A 17,011-nucleotide genomic window follows, 5' to 3' on the forward strand; every position below is an offset into this window, starting at 1 on the left:
TTGCTGCTGACCCATAAAAAAACCGCGCTGGGAGGCGCGGTTTTTTTGTTGCTGCAGCGCAGACTGCAGAGCGCGTCTGCGCCCGGGCCTAGCCCTGCGCCTGCGCGAGTGCCAGCTTGCGGGCAGCCCAGCGGCGTGCCAGGCGGGGCAGGATCAGCACGGCCACGACGATGATCATCAGCGTGAGCGAACCGGGGCGCTCGAAGAAGATGGTCCACTTGCCTTCGCCGATGGCCACCGCATTGCGCATCTGCGCTTCGGCCAGCGGGCCGAGGATCATGCCCACCACCACAGGCGCTGCAGGGAAGTCGAAGCGGCGCATCACCACGCCCAAGAGGCCGATGGCGTACAGCAGCACCAGGTCGAACGCGCTCTGGCGCATGCCGTACACGCCCAGCGTGGCGAACACCAGAATGCCCGCGTACAGGTACGACTTGGGGATCTTGAGCAGCTTGACCCACAGGCCCACCAGCGGCAGGTTCAAAATCAGCAGCATGACGTTGCCGATGTACATCGACGCGATCAGCGCCCACACCAGTGCGCCGTTGCTGCTGAACAGCTGCGGGCCGGGCTGGATGCCGTAGTTCTGGAACGCGCCCAGCAAAATCGCCGTGGTGTTCGACGTGGGGATGCCCAGCGTGAGCAGCGGGATCAGCGTGGCCGTGATGGCTGCGTTGTTGGCGGCTTCGGGGCCGGCCACGCCTTCGATGGCGCCGGTGGTGCCGAACTCTTCCTTGTGCTTGCTCAGCTTCTTCTCGGCCGCGTAGCTCAGGAAGGTCGGGATCTCGCTGCCGCCGGCCGGCACGGTGCCGAACGGGAAGCCGATGGCCGTGGCGCGCAGCCACGCGGGCCACGAGCGGCGCCATTCTTCCTTGGTCATGTGCGTGCTGGTCAGCTTGTTCTGCGTCTCTTCGGTCTTGCCTTCGTACATCACGTTGTACAGGGCTTCGCCCACGGCAAACAGGCCCACCGCGATCAGCACCACCTCGATGCCGTCCATCAGCTCGGGCACACCGGCGGTGTAGCGGGCTTGTGCGGTGAGCTGGTCGATACCGATCAGGCCCAGGGCCAGGCCGACGAACAGCGCCACCATGCCGCGCAGCGTGCTCTTGCCCAGCACCGCGCTCACGGTGGTGAAGGCCAGCACCATGAGCATGAAGTACTCGGGCGGGCCCAGGCGCACGGCGTATTCGGCCACCACGGGGGCGAAGAAGGTCACGAGCACGGTGGCGATGGTGCCCGCCACGAACGAGCCGATGGCCGCGGTGGCCAGCGCCGCACCGGCGCGGCCGTTCTTGGCCATCTTGTTGCCTTCCATGGCCGTCACCATGGACCCGGCCTCACCGGGCGTGTTGAGCAGGATGGAGGTGGTCGAGCCACCGTACATGGCGCCGTAGTAGATGCCCGCGAAGAAGATCATCGATGCGGTGGCTTCCACCTTGACGGTGATGGGCAGCAGCATGGCCACGGCCACTGCGGGGCCGATGCCGGGCAGCACGCCCACGGCGGTACCGATGACACAGCCCACGAAGGCCCACATCAGGTTGATGGGGGTGGCTGCAGTGATGAAGCCCTGCAGCAGAAGGTTCCAGGTATCCATGGTGTGCGGGCTTTACAGCCATCCCGTGTTCGTGAGGCCGGGCAGATTGATCGCCAGCAATTGGGTAAACATCCAGAACACCGGCGCGGCCACGGCCACACCGATGAAGAGGTCCTTGATCCAGGCCTTGGCGCCCAGATCGAGCCTGCCCTCGGAGCTCTTGAAGCCCCGCACCGCGAGCACGAAGCACAGCGCACAGCTCAGGATGAAGCCGATGGTGGTGATCAGCAGCGCATTGAGCAAGAGGCCTGCGGACACCCAGACGAAGCCCTTCCAGTGGGCCTGCTCGTCGCCAGACGCTTCTTCCAGCTCACGAAAGCCGCCCGTGCGGGCATGCAGGATGGACAGTGCCCCGCAGAACACGAGCACGATGGCCACCACCCAGGGAAAGAAATTGGGGCCCACGCCGCCATAGCCCGCCTCGGAGCTGATGGAGGTGGCGCCCCAGGCCAGCAGGCAGCCCAGCACCAGAACGCCGGCGCCGACCACCGTCTGCAAGCCCGTGGAGCGAGAGGAATGTTGTTGTGTCATGTTTTTATTCCGCGAAAACAACGACAGGGCTGCGTGGAGCCCTGAATTGCGCGCTGCCCGGTGCGGCGGCGCAGCGCAATGCATGCGCCGCCCCCGGGCGTGCAGCCGGTCAGATCATTCCGGACTTGGCCATCGTGGCGCGCAGGCTGGCGAACTCGGCATCCACGAAGTTGGCGAAATCATCGCCCGCCAGCCAAGCCGGCGTCCAGCCGTTCTTTTCCATGGCGTCCTGCCAGGACTTGTGCTTGTAGGTCTTGGACAGCGCGTCGACCAGTTCCTTGCGCTGCTCGGCGGTGATGCCGGCTGCGCCGTACACGCCGCGCCAGTTGCCGATCTCCACATTGATGCCCTGCTCCTTGAGCGTGGGCACGTTCACGCCCTTCAGGCGCGTGGCAGAGGTCACGCCCACGGCGCGCATCTTTCCGGCGGTGATGTATTCGGCGAACTCGCTGTAGCCGCTGCCGCCCACGGTGACGTTGCCGCCCAGGATGGCCGCAGTGGCCTCACCGCCCCCACGGAAGGCCACGTAGTTGATCTTGGCAGGGTCCACACCCACTTCGCGGGCGATCATGGCCGCTGCGATGTGCTCGGTGGATCCACGGGAGCCGCCGCCCCACTTCACGCTGCCGGGGTCCTTCTTGAGCTGGTCGACCACGTCCTTCATCGACTTGAAGGGCGAGTTGGCCGGCAGCACGAACACGTTGTATTCGCTGCTCAGGCGCACCAGGGGGGTCACCTTGTCCAGGCCGACCGGTGGCTTGCCGGTGATGATGCCGCCCAGCATCACGGCGCCCATGGTCATCAGCGCGTTGGGGTCGCCCTTGCTGGCGTTGGCGAACTGGGCCAAGCCGATGGCGCCGGCAGCGCCGCCCTTGTTGTCATAAGTGACCGAGCTGGCCACGCCGGCATCCTGCATGGCCTTGCCCAGGGCACGGCCCGTGGTGTCCCAGCCACCACCAGGGTTGGCAGGAATCATCATCTTGATGGCTGCCGCGGCATGGGCAGACAGCGGCAAGGCACCCACGGCCGCCATGGCGGCCAGGGACTTGAGGAAGGTATCGCGACGCATCAGAGTCTCCTTATGGTTTGTCGAACCTGTCGATGATGCGCGCCCTGCCTGTCAAACGGCTGTCCACAAAGTAAGGGAAAACCCCCTGAGGCGCTGCGCGCCTTCCCCCCTGAAGGGGGACGCACCCGGTGGCCTGGCAAAGCCAGTTCCACGGGTGCACTGGCCTTGGGGTGCGCTGGTACCGCAGCGGGGCTGTCGGTAGATAGACTCTGTGAAGGGCCGGAGATGCCTTTTTGCAAATCTGGCTGGATGCACACAGCCAGCCCGTCACAGTGATATGGTCCCGCGCATGAAATTGCTGCTCGTAGAAGACGACCCCACCATGCAGGCCACGCTGCACCGGGCCCTGACCCGGCGCGGCATGGAGGTGACGCCCGTGGGCGACGGGCGGGCTGCGCTGGCGCAGTGGGCCGCCCAGCCGCCCGATGCGGTGGTGCTGGACCTGACCCTGCCCGGGCTCGACGGCCTGCAGGTGCTGCAGCAGGCGCGCACGCGCGGCCTGCGCACGCCGGTGATCATCCTCACCGCGCGCGGCACCGTGGGCGACCGCATCATGGGGCTGAACTCGGGCGCCGACGACTACCTGCCCAAACCCTTCGACCTGGACGAACTCGAGGCCCGGCTGCGGGCGCTGGTGCGGCGCAGTGCGGACCCGGTGGCCAACACCGCCCTGCCCCCCAGCATCCTGCAGATCGGGGCCATCCGCTACGACACCAACAGCGGCGCCATCTACCTGAACGGCGAGGTCATGGAGCTGACCCCGCGCGAGCTGGCCCTGATGCACGCCCTGCTGGCCCAGCCCGGCCACGCGGTGACCAAGGAGCGGCTGTACGAGCTGGTCTTCCCCGGCCAGCTCGACGTGCAGTACGAAGCCATCGAGGTGGTGGTCTACCGGCTGCGCAAGAAGCTGGTGGGCACGGGCCTGACGCTGATGACGCTGCGCGGCCTGGGCTACCTGCTGCGGACGGACGCATGACGGACCGCGAGGCACCCACCGCCACGGCCCGCACGCCGCGGGAGCCCCGACCGCATTCGCTGCGCCGGCGCCTGCTGCTGGGCATTTTGGTGCCCGTGGCGGTGTTCATCACCTACAACACCTACAGCCTGTACCACCAGACCCTGGCCTCGCTGCACACGGCTTACGACCGTACCCTGCTGGCGTCGGCCAAAAGCATCAGCGAGCAACTGGACGTGACGGGCTACGACGACAACGCCCACCTGCGCGCCACCGTGCCCTACTCGGCGCTGGAAGCGTTCGAGGCAGACAACCAGAGCCGCATGTACTACCGCGTCTCCAACCTCAAGGGCGAGGTGATCTCGGGATTCGACGAACTGCCGCTGTGGCGCGGCACCATCCCTACCCGCCCGCCCTATGCCGCGCTGGTCGATTTTTATGACGACACCTTTCGCGGCCTGCCGGTGCGCGTGGCCGTGCTGCTGCAGCCGGTGGCCAGCTCCAGCGGGCGCGCCATGGCCGTGATCCAGGTGGCAGAAACGCTGGAGGTGCGCGAAACCCTGGCGCTGCAGATCCTGCGCAACACCCTGCTGCGCCAGGCGCTGCTGATCGCCGTGGTGGCCTTGACCGTGGCACTGGTCGTGCAGCGCGCCACCAACCCGGTGCGCCAGCTCAGCCACCAGCTGCAGGCCCGCAGGGAGGGCGACCTGAGCCCCATCGCCGCCCCGTCCGCCCCGCGCGAACTGCAGCCGCTGATCGACGCGACCAACGAAGTCATGCAGCGCCTGCGCCACCTGCTGCGGCACCAAAAGCGCTTTGTGCGCGACGCATCACACCAGTTGCGCACGCCGCTGGCCGTGCTCAAGACCCAGGTGCAATCGGCCCTGCGCGGCGACGTGGAGCCGCGCCAGGCCCTGCACGAGATCAGCGACACGGTCGACCGCGCCACGCAGCTGGCCAACCAGATGCTGGCCCTGGCCAAGGTGGAGCAACTGCGCCAGCAGAGCGCGCCGCCCATCACGCGCATGGACGAGATACTGCGCACGGTCGCGCTGGAAATTTCTCCGCTGATCGCCCAGCGCGACCTGGACTTCGGAATCCACACCGAGGTGGCGCGCGTGCAGGCGCACGAATGGATGCTGCGCGAGCTCAGCCGCAACCTGCTGCACAACGCCGTGCGCCATGCGCCGCCGGGCAGCGAACTGACCGTGGACCTGCGCACCGACGGACGCCATGTGGCGCTCACGGTGAGCGACCACGGCAGCGGCATCGACGACGAACTCGCAGCGCGCCTGTTCCAGCCCTTCTCCGCCGGTGACGTGCGCACCGGCAGCGGCCTGGGTCTGGCGATCTGCCACGAGATCGTGCAGGCGCTGGGCGGCAGCATCGTGCTGACCAACCGCATGGCAGGCAGCCGCGTGGCGGGCCTGGACGCCGTGGTGCGCCTACCCCTGTCGCAACCCTCGGCTGACAATGCTGACGCCGCACACACGGCACAATCTGCTGCATGACGACCATGATGGAGACAATGCGCCTGGACAAGTGGCTCTGGTGCGCCCGCTTTTACAAGACACGCAGCCTGGCCACGGAAGAGATCGTGAAAGGCCGCGTCACCGTCAACGGCCAGGCGGTCAAGCCCGCGCGCGACCTGCGCTGCGGCGACACGGTGGCTCTGCGCCAGGGCCCGGTGGCCCGAACGGTGCTGGTGCGCGGCCTGAGCGGCGCCCGGGGCCCCGCGCCCGTCGCACAGCAACTCTACGAAGAAACTCCCGACAGCATTGCCACCCGCGAGCAGGCGGCAGAGCAGAGGCGCCTGGCACCAGAACCCGCAGCCACCCTGCAGGAAGGCCGTCCCACCAAACGCGACCGCCGCGAGATCGCTCGCGTCGGAGCCCGGGGCTGGGGTGATCGGTGGAGTGCTTCGATCGAAGAGTGATGGCGGGCTGATGCCCTCTGGCAGCAGAAGCCCTTTTTCGTTCGAAGCCCTTGGTGGGGTTGAATCACGGCGAATGCGTCGTGGGCCGTTGGGCCAATAAACACGTGCAAACGTGAACACGAACGCTGCGGGTCAAGCTGCGAATCATTCGACGGCTTGATGGCGTGGCGTGCTGCACGCCCCATCTCGCGCTCAACCTCGCCGCAACGCCAACCCCTTACCAAGCGCCAACAGCAAAGCCCTGCGCATCGACTGCGGCAGGGCTTGCATCGTCATGCTCCAGGACCAGGTCCCCGAAGCATGCAGTTCAAATCAAGGTTACTTCGCAGCGTCCTTGATCGCTTCCTTGGCGTCGCCATAGTTCTTCTGCACGTTGCCTTCGACTTGCTTGGCGGCCCCCTTGGCTTGTTGCTCGGGGCTGTTGATCACTTCGCCCGTCTTTTGCTGAACCTTGCCAGCTACTTCCTTCAGTGCGCCCTTGACTTGATCGGTGTTCATGGTGATTCCTCCAGAGTTTGTGCAAAGCAAAATGGCCTTGCATCACCGACAGGTTAGGTGCGGGCGGGCTACCACGAAGCGAGTCAAAACCGCTGGGTGACGTCAGCTTGAGCCTACGCCCTTGTGGGTCTGGCTAAACGTAGCTCTGGGCGAAGGCAATCTGCATCCAATGGATCGGGAATGCCGCTGCGCGGACGCCGCGCAACAAATGCCCTGTGACCCACGATTCACAGGGCATGTTCTGGCGGAAACGGAAGGATCGGTCAGCTCCATTGTGGTGAGGAGCCGAACGGATCGACACCAGTTTGTGGGCCATATGCAGTTGCTGGCTACCGATCCGTCAATCCCTTGCCTCATATACTCGCCGCTGCATAAAAATGGGATCAAGAAATGCAGTTCTCGCGCGCAATATCAATCGGAGCAGTGGCAAGCGTGATGCTTCTCAGCACGTTCAGACTTCACGCTCAAACCATCTCGCAACCTGTGGGTATCGCGACATACGGGGTGGCTGGAACTGGGCAGAGCTTCACGGCTACTTTGACGGGTGTAGTCAATCGTATCGACGTTCGCAGCCGTACAACAGGGGGCGGAACTCTGTACATCTACAACGGCGCCAATGGTAGCGGCACGGTCGGCGCAGTGGGTGCGCCCGCTTACACCCAGGCTGTTGCGCTGACCGACTCTGGAAGTGACGCAGCAGGGTTTTCGTCCCTCGTCCTCACTACGCCTTTTCCTGTGACCGCCGGTTCTCAGTATTCATTCGCGTTGAGCGGATTTGCGTTGTCTGGTACCAACACGAATCCATACGCTGGCGGTACGAAGTTAGACGATTTCGCAGGTCCCTCGCCCAGCCAAGATATCCCATTTCAAATCTTTGAAGCACTTGCGGCCCCAGCTCCCGCCACTTCCGCGGCCATCCCCACCCTGTCCGAATGGGCGCTGATCAGCATGTCTGCAATCTTTGGGCTGTATGGCGTCGCACGGCTGCGGCGGCGCCGGTATTGAGCGTCAGACACAACTCATTGGCTCAAAACCCGAAATCCCAAACGATCCACGAACGACTCGCGGGGCGGCGCGGGGCTTGGCGCAGGTATCGAGCGGCACACTCGAAAAAATCGACTCATGAAGCAAGCGGGCGCGGCGGGGTCTAGACCGCGCGCCCGGGAATGGGTCGCGCGGGCCAGAGCGCGCTGGCCGGGTGGCCGGAGCGCGGCGATGGGGCCGGACGCCAGGCGTGCCGCCGAGGGCATTCAGCGGGGCCGGGTAGGCGCAGCGGAGGGCCAAAAAAAGCCCGCGCTGGGCGGACTGTGGCGTGCCGGGGCGGGCTGCAGCGCAGGGCGGGAGCGGCGGCTTGTGCTTCCTCCAGGACTTAGGGCTTTGACGTGCAGACCGTGCGGCCGGCCCAGGTGTCGATGGCGTGGACCATGCGCGCCTGCAGCGGAGCGATTTCATTGCGGGCCAACGCCACCCTTGCTCATTGTCAGTTGCTCGCGCATCTTGTCCACATCGCCCTGGGATTGCGCGGCATCGGTCACGTAGAGGATGAAGCCGGCGTGGCTGCCGTTATTGTAGTAACGGCGGCGGAACAGCTGGCCGATTCATTCAGCATGGCCGACTGCAGCGCCAGGTAGAGCGGAACGGCAGGCTGTTGATTTCCTGTTGAATGTCCTGCTCGCGCAGCTGGAACATATCGTGGCGCGGAAATTCGTGCGGGCTCCGCAGGTCCGTGACGAAGAAGAAGCGGCCCGCCTCGAGGCCGCGCCGGACGTACTTGCCCAGCGCGGGGCGCAGTTACCAGCAGATCGCCCAGCCGGTTGCGACGTCGCTCCAAGCAGGCATCACCCAGCACCATGTAATCCAGCGCGAACCCGCCGAAGGCCTGAACGCTGAGAATCTGCAAAGGGATGAAGGTGCTGGATAGAACGTTGATCTTGAAGCGCAGCGCGGATTCCAGGTGCGCCCCCACGCGCAGCAGCCGAGCCGGTGCAGCGAGGCTCACGAGGGAGATCGCACCGATCCTGTTCGTTGGGGATGCAGCACCAACAAACCGTGCGGGTGATGATGATTCGCGACTACGTGCGCGGTGGACTGCGTCTGCCGAATGCGGCCAGAATCTCACTGCTGTCAACACGTCTCTGGGAGCCCTATAGAGCCACCGTATAAGGTCATTAAGGCATAGCGTTGGTGCCGGACCTTAAAGCGCCGATCCAAAAGAGAAAAGCCCCAAGCAGATCAACTACTTAGGGCTTTCACATCTGGCGGAAACGGAGGGATTCGAACCCTCGATGAGGCTCTACACCCCATACTCCCTTAGCAGGGGAGCACCTTCGGCCACTCGGTCACGTTTCCAATCCAACTATTATGCCTCATTTCGGAGGCGGTTCTGACGGATCAGGCGGTGTGCGGGTGCAGCTCGACGGCCTTGTGCAGGCTACACGGCCAGCTCCACGTACTTTTCGTCGATCACGACCAAGGTCTTGATGTTGGCGGAGGAGATCATCTGGATGCTGATGCCTTCTTCGCTCAGCACGCAGAACGCTTTACAGGCACGCCCACGTGGCTGCGCAGCAGAGCCCATCGACGTGCGGCCGTGTTTGTGAAAGATCAAATGCCGCTGGATTTTGGGGTGTGACGAATCCGGGGACACGGCGCAGTGGTTGGGGAAGAACAGGTTTTGGCGCGCCGCCGCTTTTTGGACAGATCAGCGGACCAACACCTGGGGACTGCACCAATCGAGGTGGGCACCGTTTCGCACCACGAAGCCCCGCCCTACCTTGATGTGGATGCGGTGGCCCCGTGTGGTGCAGGCCGCGACCTGGCCCAGCAGCTCGTGGAGCTGCGCCGCGGCGGGCGTGGTCTGGTGGACGGTACGCAGCCAGTGCCGCAGCACGTTGGCCTGGCGCGCCCGACCCAGGCCCTGCAACAGCTGGATCGAGGGCGGCGTGCCCACCCGTTGCGCATCTTCGAGAGCCAGCTCGTCCAGCAGCTCTGCGGCCTGCGCTGCGTTCGATGCAGACCGCGCGAAGGTGTCGCGAAACGCGGGGAAGGCGGCCTCGAGGGCGGGAAGAAGCTGGGCGCGGATGCGGTTGCGGGTAAAGCGCTCGTCGGTGTTGGTGGGGTCTTCCACCCAGGTGCGGCCCTGGGCGCGCAGCCAGCTGCGGACATCGGCCGCGGACACCTGCAGCAGCGGGCGGTGCCACTGCAGGCCCGACCGCTCCCATTGCGCAGGCATGGCCGCCAGCCCGGCCACACCGGCGCCGCGCGACAGGGCCAGCAGGACGGTCTCGACCTGGTCGTCCGCATGCTGCGCCAATGCTATTGATTTAATAGCTGCTGGCGCTTGTGTATCCAGCGCTACCGCATCCAAAGCCTTGTACCTGGCCTGCCGGGCAGCGTCTTCGGGGCTTTGGCCGGGCGCGGGCCGCGCATCCAGGCGGCGGATGGCCAGCGGCACGTTCAGGTCCTGGCACAGGGCCACGCAGTGGTGCTCGAAACCGTCGGCCGCTGCCTGCAGCCCGTGGTGGACATGGACGGCGCGGACCTGGCCCGGCCAGCGCCGCGCGCACGCCAGCAGCAAGGCCGTGGAATCGGCACCGCCGCTCAGGCCCACGGCCACGGGGAGCGCAGGCGCGAAGGCCTGCATCGCAGCGTCGAAGGGCAAGGTCACGCCCAGCCCCTGGCCGGTGCAGCCGCCGTACACCCGCGGCGACCAGCACAGCCCACGACACCACGATTCACACGACAGCCATCCATGGTCGAATTATCACGGTGCCCAGTGCACCGCAGCACGAACGCAGCAAAACGCCGACGGCGCGGTCCGCAGCCAGCCGTGGACTGCAGCAGCCCTCAGCAGCCGTCAGCCGCCCGGAGGCGCCAGGCGCGGCGCTGCGTGCGCCGAATCGGTGGACAGCCGGAACGTACCCACCACTTCGGACAGCCGCACCGACTGGTCCTTGAGGCTTTGCGCGGCGGCGGCGCTCTGCTCCACCAGGGCGGCGTTCTGCTGCGTCATCTGGTCCAAGTGCGCCACGGCCTGGCCGACCTCGCCGATGCTGGTGCTCTGCTCGTTGGTCGACGCAGTGATCTCGGCCATGATGTCCGTGACGCGCTGCACCGAGGTCACGATGTCGGTCATGGTGGTGCCGGCGTCGTGCACCAGCCGCGAGCCATTTTCGACCTGCTCGACCGACGTGTTGATCAGTGTCTTGATCTCGCGTGCAGCCTCGGCGCTGCGCTGCGCCAGGCTGCGCACCTCGCCCGCCACCACGGCAAAGCCCCGGCCCTGCTCGCCGGCACGCGCGGCCTCCACGGCCGCATTCAGCGCGAGGATGTTGGTCTGGAAGGCGATGCCGTCGATCACGCCGATGATGTCGTTGATCTTGCGCGAGGCCGCGTTGATCTTGTCCATGGTGGTCACCACGTTGCCCACCACCGCACCGCCATGCTGGGCCACGCTGGATGCCTGGGCGACGAGCTGGTTGGCCTGGCGGGCGGCATCGGCGTTCTGCCGTACGGTCTCGGTGAGCTGCTGCATCGACGCCGAGGTCTCCTGCAGGCTGGACGCGGTGAGTTCGGTGCGCCCGCTCAGGTCCTGGTTGCCGGTGGCGATCTCTTCGGCCGCCACGCGCACCGACCCGCTGGCCTCGCGGATCTGGCCCAGCACGCCCGAGAGCTTGCCGGCAAAGTTGTTGTAGCTCGACGCAATCTGCGCCAGCTCGTCCTCGCCGTGGGTGTCGATGCGGCGCGACAGGTCACCGTCGCCCTCGCCCACCTCGTGCATGGCATCGCGCACCTGCGTCAGGCGGCGCAGGCGCTGCGTCAGCACCGCTGCCAGCAGCGCGACCGCAATGGCCAACACCACGATGCTCGACACGACGGACGTGGTCAGCATGGCGCGGATGGGGGCCATGGCTTCGCTTTCATCGAGCGCCACCACCAGCATCCAGCTCGTGCCCGCGATGGGGACCACCGTGAGCAGCCGCTGGCGCCCGCCGATGTCGATGCCCAGCAGCTCCCGGCTTTTGGCGGCGGCCTGCAGCTTGTCGGACGTGAGGGCGGGTGCCAGGTCGCTCAGGGGCTTGAGTGTGAGCGCTGCATCAGGGTGGGCAATGATCTTGCCGTCGCTCGACGCCATGAAGCCAAAGCTCTGGGGCGTGGGCCGCACCGATGCCACGGTGGCCACGACGGACTCCATGGACACATCGCCCGCAGCCACCCCCTTGAGGGCCGACCCCGCCCCCACGGGCGACGCGAAGGTGACGACCAGCTTGCCGTCGGATGCGGAGATGTACGGCGGCGTGATGACCGGGCCGCCAGCCGCAGCGGCCTGCTTGTACCAGGGCCGGGCGGTCGGGTCGTAGTCGGCCGGGAGGTTGCGCGTTTCCGAAAAGACGTATTTCTTGTCGGCAAAGCCGAAGTAGAAGGTGGAGAACTTGCCCGCGTCGCGCAGCAAGGCCAGTGTCTTGACCGGTTCGGGCTCGTCGAAGGCAGTGACGGAGGCCGCGACGATCAATGCCTTACCACGCCCCCACTCCTCGATGGTTTCCACGTGGCTCTTGGCGGTAGCCAGGCTCTCTTCGATAAGGCTGTCCCGCGCCTGGCTGCGCGCCACCAGGAAATTGGCCACGGTCAGCACCAGCAGCGCCAGCACCAGGCAGGCCGACGACAGTGCAAGAATCTGGCCTTTGAGCGACTTGAGCAGCGACATGGACACTCCTGCATCCCCCGGTGGTGGGGGGCATGACCATGCTACATCCGGTTGCAACCTCTGCGCCAGAGGTTACACGCGCACCCACAGACCGCGTTGGCCCCAAACGACAGACGGCCCCGAAGGGCCGTCTTTGCGGGGCGCCGCCGCGCGGCGCTGCACCGGGGGATCAGCGGCTGTCCGCCTTGGTGTCGCTGAAGCGGCCGTAGCTTTGCAGGCGCTCGTAGCGGCGGTCCAGCAGGTCCTTGACCTTGAGGTCGGCCACCTGGCGGTAGGCATCGCCCAAAGCACGCTTGAGGAAGGCCGACATCTGCTTGTGGTCGCGGTGGGCGCCGCCCACCGGCTCGCTCACGATCTTGTCCACCAGGCCCAGGGCCTTCAGGCGGTGGGCGGTGATGCCCAGCGCGTCGGCCGCTTCCTGGGCCTTGTCGCTGGTCTTCCAGAGGATGGACGCGCAGCCTTCGGGGCTGATGACGGAGTAGATCGCGTACTGCAGCATCACGACCTGATCGCCCACGCTGATGGCCAGCGCGCCGCCGGAGCCGCCTTCGCCGATGATGGTGGTGATGATGGGCACTTCCAGTTGCGCCATCTCGAAGATGTTGCGGCCGATCGCCTCGGACTGGCCGCGCTCTTCGGCATCGATGCCCGGATAGGCGCCGGGCGTGTCCACGAAGGTGAACACGGGCAGCTTGAACTTCTCGGCCGTCTTCATCAGGCGCAGGGCTTTGCGGTAGCCCTCAGGCTTGCTCATGCCGAAGTTGCGCGCAGCGCGCTCCTTGGTGTCGCGCCCCTTCTGGTGGCCCAGCACCATGCAGGCGTGGCCGTTGAAGCGCGCCAGGCCCCCCACGATGGACAGGTCGTCCGCATAGTGGCGGTCGCCGTGCAGCTCGACGAAGTCGGTGAAGATGTCGCGCACGTAGTCGAGTGTGTACGGACGCTCGGGGTGGCGGGCGATCTTGGTGATCTGCCAGGGCGACAGCTCGCTGTAGATGTCCTTGGTGAGCTGCTGGCTCTTCTTGCTGAGCTGGTCGATCTCTTCCGAGATGTCGACGGCACTTTCGGTCTGCACGTAGCGCAGTTCTTCAATTTTGGACTCGAGTTCCGCGATGGGCTGTTCGAAATCCAGAAAGGTCTTTTTCGCCAACGTTGTTCTCCTAAGGGCTCACGCCGGTGAGCGGCGGCCACGAATGGCCCGCACTGTAACCGACATGTAACGAGTTTGCATAAGCGCGTCAGGCGGCGTCAGCCGTTCAATAAGCCACCGGCAGGGGGTCGAGCGACCGCCAAATATACCAAGTTGCCACGCTGCTCCAGGGCTTCCAGGCTTCGGCCACTTCGCGCGCATCGCTGCGGCTGACCGGATCGCCCGAGAAATAGTTGTGGCTGATGCCGGCGATCAACCCCGGGTCGTCCAGGGGCAATACGTTGGGCCGCATCAGATAGAAGATGAGGAACATCTCGGCGGTCCACCGGCCAATGCCGCGGATGGCGACCAATTCGGCAATGATGGCCTCGTCGTCCATGGCCGCCCAGTCCTTCACGTGGAGCTTGCCGCTCTCGAAGTGGATGGCCAGGTCGACGAGGTAGTCGACCTTGCGGGCCGACAGGCCCGCGGCGCGCATGTCGTCGATCTTGAGCTTGAGCACGCTGGCGGGCTTCATGCCCCGCGGCAGCAGCGCCACGAAGCGCTCCCACACGGCCTGCGCCGAGGTGACCGACACCTGCTGACCGACGATGGAGCGCGCCAGCGTGACGAACGCGTCGCCCCGCGTGCGCAGCGCGGCGTCGCCGAACTGCGGGATCAGGCGCTTCATCACCCGGTCCTTCTTCACCAGGTGCTTGCAGGCCTCGGCCCAGTAATCCGGCGTGGCCAGCACCAACGGCGGCGCCGCGGCATCCACCGCTATCTTTTTAGTAGCTGCCACCGCTTACCCCACGTGCGACAGGCGCATATTTCGCATCAGACACGGGCTCACTGCGCGGCTTCCCACGTGGTGCCGGCGGCGGAGTCCTTGAGGACGATGCCTTGCGCCAGCAGCGCCTGGCGGATGCGGTCCGCCTCGGCAAAGTTCTTGGCAGCCTTGGCGGCGGCGCGGGCGGCGATCTGCGCTTCGATGTCGGCACCGCTGGCACCGGCACCCGCCTGCAGGAAGGCCTTGGGGTCGCCCTGCAGAATCCCCAGGCAAGCGCCCAGGGCCTGGAGCAGACCGGCCAGTTCGGCCGACCGGGTCTTGTTGACCTCGCTGGCCAGGTCGAACAGAACGGCCACTGCCTCGGGCGTACCGAAGTCTTCGTCCATCGCTGCCTTGAAGCGGGCGGCGTAGGGGTTCGTCCAGTCGATGGCGGGGACTTGTGCAGGTCCTACCAGGCTCAGTGCGGTGTACAGGCGCTTCAGGGCCTGGCGGGCGTCGTCCAGGTGCGCATCGCTGTAGTTCAGCGCGCTGCGGTAGTGGGCGCGCACGATGAAAAAGCGCACCGTCTCCGCGTCGTAGGTCTTGAGCACGTCGCGGATGGTGAAGAAGTTGCCCAGGCTCTTGGACATCTTCTCGTTGTCCACCCGCACGAAGCCGTTGTGCACCCAGAATTTGGCCAGCGGCTTGCCAGTGGCGCCCTCGCTCTGGGCGATCTCGTTTTCGTGGTGCGGGAACTGCAGGTCGGCGCCGCCGCCGTGGATGTCGAAGGTCTCGCCCAGCGTGGCGCCGCACATGGCCGAGCACTCGATGTGCCAGCCGGGGCGGCCGGAGCCGAATTCGCTGTCCCACTTGGCCTCGGGCGGCTCCTCGGGCTTGGAGGACTTCCACAGCACGAAGTCGAGCGGGTCTTCCTTGCCGTCCAGCACGGCCACGCGCTCGCCGGCGCGCAGTTCATCGAGCGACTTGCCCGACAGCTTGCCGTAGCCGTCGAACTTGCGCACGGAGTAGTTCACGTCGCCATTGCTCGCGCGGTAGGCCAGGCCCTTGCCTTCCAGCTGGCCGATGAGCGAGAGCATCTGGGGCACGTACTCGGTGGCGCGGGGCTCGATCGAGGGCGGCTCGATGCCCAAGAGGCCGATGTCCTGGTGCATGGCCGCAATCATCTCGTCGGTGAGCTGGCGGATGGTGATGCCCCGCTCCAGCGCGCGCTTGATGATCTTGTCGTCGATGTCGGTGATGTTGCGCACGTAGGTCACGCGCAGGCCGCTGGCCTTGAGCCAGCGCTGCACCACGTCGAACGCCATCATCATGCGGGCGTGGCCGATGTGGCACAGGTCGTAGATGGTCATGCCGCACACATACATGCGCACATGGCCGGTTTCGAGCGGGGAAAAGTCCTCCAATGCACGCGACAGCGTGTTGTAGATGCGCAAACTCATGGGATTTCAGTAACGGGGGATGGGTGGTGGGTGAAGCGAAATTCACCCGGCAGCAGGGGGCAAGGGCCCCCGGCGGGGGGTTGGCCCGGTGGGGGCCTACAGCGAAATCACCCGCGGCAACAGCGTTCCGTCATGACAAACCCCCTCAGCTACAATCCGCCGCAGTATAAGCCCCCGCTCCTGCGGGCCGCTGCCCAACTCCCGGAATTCCCCATGAAGCCAGTCCTCCGCACACTTCCACGACTCCTGCGCCTGGCGGCGCTGACCGCGCTGCTGGGCGCGGGTGTGGCGCATGCCGACGACTACGCAGACATCGCGCAGTTGCTCAAGACCGGCAAGTCCGCCGAAGCGCTGGCCAAGGCCGACCAGCGCCTGGCCGCCAACCCGCGCGACCCGCAACTGCGCTTTTTGCGCGGTGTGGCACAGGCCGACAGCGGCAAGCCCGCCGACGCGATCACCACCTTCACCAAGCTGACCGAAGAGTACCCGGAGCTGCCCGAGCCCTACAACAACCTGGCGGTGCTCTATGCCAACCAGAACCAGCTGGACAAGGCCCGCACGGCGCTGGAGATGGCGATCCGCACCAATCCGAGCTACGCCACCGCGCACGAGAACCTGGGCGACATCTACGCCAAGCTGGCCAGCCAGGCCTACAACAAGGCCCTGCAGCTCGACGCCACCAACGCCAACTCCGTCAAGCCCAAGCTGGCGCTGATCCGGGAGCTGTTCTCCGCCGATGCGGCCAGCAAGACGGGCCGCCCGGCAGCCGCTGCCGCGCCGTCCCCCGTGGCGGCTGCAGCGCCCCGCCCTGCCCCGGCCCCATCGCCAGCTCCCGCAGCTGCACCGGCCCCTGCGCCAGTGGCTGCAGCCACGCCAGCGCCTGCGCCCAAGGCCGCGCCAGCCCCTGCGCCCGTGGCCCCCCCCGCAGCTGCTCCGGCTGCCGCTGCGGCATCGCCCGCTCCGGCACCGGCGCCTGCGGCGGCCGAGGCCGGTGCGTCCGACGCCTCCGTGCAATCCGTCAGCGCTGCCGTGCAGGCCTGGGCCGCTGCCTGGGCCGCCAAGGACATGAGCGCCTACCTGGGCGCCTACGACAAGTCTTTCGACCCACCGGGCCGCCAGACCCGTGCCGCGTGGGAGAAAGAGCGCGAAGCGCGCATCGTGGGCAAGTCCAAGATCAGCGTGCGGGTGTCGGACCTCAGCGTCGCGGTCAGCGGCGACAAGGCCACGGCACGCTTTCGCCAGGCCTACAGCGCCGACTCGCTCAACGTCACCAGCCGCAAGACGCTGGACCTGGTGAACCACAACGGCCGCTGGGCCATCGTGCGCGAAGCCACGGGCGGCTGATCGTGGCACCGCACAC

At 66.3% G+C, this 17,011-nt stretch carries 15 protein-coding genes, 1 tRNA gene and 1 pseudogene; 6 read left to right on the forward strand and 11 right to left on the reverse strand.

Features of this window, described 5'->3' with window-relative positions:
- Positions 1 to 88: 88 nt before the first annotated feature.
- From ASG27_RS17015 to ASG27_RS17025, 3 genes are all read right to left on the reverse strand, one after another.
- Complete coding sequence (locus tag ASG27_RS17015; RefSeq protein ID WP_056418778.1) at positions 89 to 1,600, reverse strand: tripartite tricarboxylate transporter permease; 1,512 nt, start codon at positions 1,598 to 1,600, stop codon at positions 89 to 91.
- Between the two features lie 12 nt (positions 1,601 to 1,612).
- Positions 1,613 to 2,131 carry a tripartite tricarboxylate transporter TctB family protein gene (locus ASG27_RS17020; protein ID WP_056418780.1) on the reverse strand — a complete coding sequence of 173 codons (519 nt, stop codon included), beginning with the start codon at positions 2,129 to 2,131 and terminating at the stop codon, positions 1,613 to 1,615.
- A gap of 109 nt (positions 2,132 to 2,240) precedes the next feature.
- Positions 2,241 to 3,200 carry a Bug family tripartite tricarboxylate transporter substrate binding protein gene (locus ASG27_RS17025; protein WP_056169924.1) on the reverse strand — a complete coding sequence of 320 codons (960 nt, stop codon included), beginning with the start codon at positions 3,198 to 3,200 and terminating at the stop codon, positions 2,241 to 2,243.
- A 277-nt stretch (positions 3,201 to 3,477) separates the two neighbouring features.
- On the opposite strand from ASG27_RS17025, the gene ASG27_RS17030 reads away from it, so the two are divergent.
- Genes ASG27_RS17030 through ASG27_RS17040 form a run of 3 tightly spaced genes read left to right on the forward strand, consistent with a single transcriptional unit; the run spans position 3,478 to position 6,091 of the window.
- Positions 3,478 to 4,176, forward strand: coding sequence for a response regulator transcription factor (locus ASG27_RS17030; protein WP_056169927.1), 699 nt, complete (start codon positions 3,478 to 3,480; stop codon positions 4,174 to 4,176).
- Complete coding sequence (locus tag ASG27_RS17035; RefSeq protein ID WP_056418788.1) at positions 4,173 to 5,666, forward strand: sensor histidine kinase; 1,494 nt, start codon at positions 4,173 to 4,175, stop codon at positions 5,664 to 5,666. The genes ASG27_RS17030 and ASG27_RS17035 overlap by 4 nt, the downstream gene beginning before the upstream one ends.
- The gene (locus ASG27_RS17040; protein WP_056418791.1) at positions 5,663 to 6,091 is read left to right on the forward strand and encodes an RNA-binding S4 domain-containing protein; all 429 of its coding nucleotides are present in this window, start codon (positions 5,663 to 5,665) and stop codon (positions 6,089 to 6,091) included. The genes ASG27_RS17035 and ASG27_RS17040 overlap by 4 nt, the downstream gene beginning before the upstream one ends.
- 318 nt (positions 6,092 to 6,409) lie before the next feature.
- On the opposite strand, the gene ASG27_RS17045 is transcribed toward ASG27_RS17040, so the two are convergent.
- The gene (locus ASG27_RS17045) at positions 6,410 to 6,589 is read right to left on the reverse strand and encodes a CsbD family protein (RefSeq protein ID WP_056418794.1); all 180 of its coding nucleotides are present in this window, start codon (positions 6,587 to 6,589) and stop codon (positions 6,410 to 6,412) included.
- Positions 6,590 to 7,024: 435 nt separating this feature from the next.
- Here ASG27_RS17045 and ASG27_RS26020 point away from each other — a divergent pair, with 435 nt between their 5' ends.
- Both ASG27_RS26020 and ASG27_RS17050 read left to right on the forward strand, forming a co-directional pair.
- Entirely contained in the window at positions 7,025 to 7,594 is a 570-nt protein-coding gene (locus ASG27_RS26020; protein ID WP_235504076.1) for an IPTL-CTERM sorting domain-containing protein, read from the forward strand.
- Positions 7,595 to 7,971: 377 nt separating this feature from the next.
- A complete protein-coding gene (locus ASG27_RS17050; protein ID WP_056418797.1) occupies positions 7,972 to 8,220 on the forward strand; it encodes a hypothetical protein in 249 nt (82 codons plus the stop codon).
- A gap of 625 nt (positions 8,221 to 8,845) precedes the next feature.
- On the opposite strand, the gene ASG27_RS17055 is transcribed toward ASG27_RS17050, so the two are convergent.
- The 7 genes and pseudogenes from ASG27_RS17055 to cysS all read right to left on the reverse strand — a co-directional run bounded on the left by ASG27_RS17055 (position 8,846) and on the right by cysS (position 15,651).
- A tRNA-Ser gene (locus ASG27_RS17055) sits at positions 8,846 to 8,938 on the reverse strand.
- 42 nt (positions 8,939 to 8,980) lie between these two features.
- Positions 8,981 to 9,157: pseudogene (locus tag ASG27_RS26835) on the reverse strand (ACT domain-containing protein); the annotation flags it as partial.
- A gap of 133 nt (positions 9,158 to 9,290) precedes the next feature.
- A complete protein-coding gene (gene tilS / locus ASG27_RS17060) occupies positions 9,291 to 10,256 on the reverse strand; it encodes a tRNA lysidine(34) synthetase TilS (protein WP_056419171.1) in 966 nt (321 codons plus the stop codon).
- A 189-nt stretch (positions 10,257 to 10,445) separates the two neighbouring features.
- Entirely contained in the window at positions 10,446 to 12,296 is a 1,851-nt protein-coding gene (locus ASG27_RS17065) for a methyl-accepting chemotaxis protein (RefSeq protein WP_056418801.1), read from the reverse strand.
- Positions 12,297 to 12,465: 169 nt separating this feature from the next.
- Positions 12,466 to 13,443, reverse strand: coding sequence for an acetyl-CoA carboxylase carboxyltransferase subunit alpha (locus tag ASG27_RS17070; RefSeq protein ID WP_056418804.1), 978 nt, complete (start codon positions 13,441 to 13,443; stop codon positions 12,466 to 12,468).
- Positions 13,444 to 13,549: 106 nt separating this feature from the next.
- Positions 13,550 to 14,224 (reverse strand): DNA-3-methyladenine glycosylase family protein, encoded by a 675-nt coding sequence (locus ASG27_RS17075; RefSeq protein WP_056418807.1) that lies wholly within the window; start codon positions 14,222 to 14,224, stop codon positions 13,550 to 13,552.
- 47 nt (positions 14,225 to 14,271) lie between these two features.
- Positions 14,272 to 15,651 (reverse strand): cysteine--tRNA ligase, encoded by a 1,380-nt coding sequence (gene cysS / locus ASG27_RS17080; RefSeq protein WP_056418810.1) that lies wholly within the window; start codon positions 15,649 to 15,651, stop codon positions 14,272 to 14,274.
- A 213-nt stretch (positions 15,652 to 15,864) separates the two neighbouring features.
- Here cysS and ASG27_RS17085 point away from each other — a divergent pair, with 213 nt between their 5' ends.
- Positions 15,865 to 16,995, forward strand: coding sequence for a L,D-transpeptidase Cds6 family protein (locus ASG27_RS17085; RefSeq protein WP_056418813.1), 1,131 nt, complete (start codon positions 15,865 to 15,867; stop codon positions 16,993 to 16,995).
- Positions 16,996 to 17,011: the final 16 nt, after the last annotated feature.

The organism is Acidovorax sp. Leaf191, from assembly GCF_001424425.1.
Lineage (GTDB): Bacteria > Pseudomonadota > Gammaproteobacteria > Burkholderiales > Burkholderiaceae_C > Acidovorax.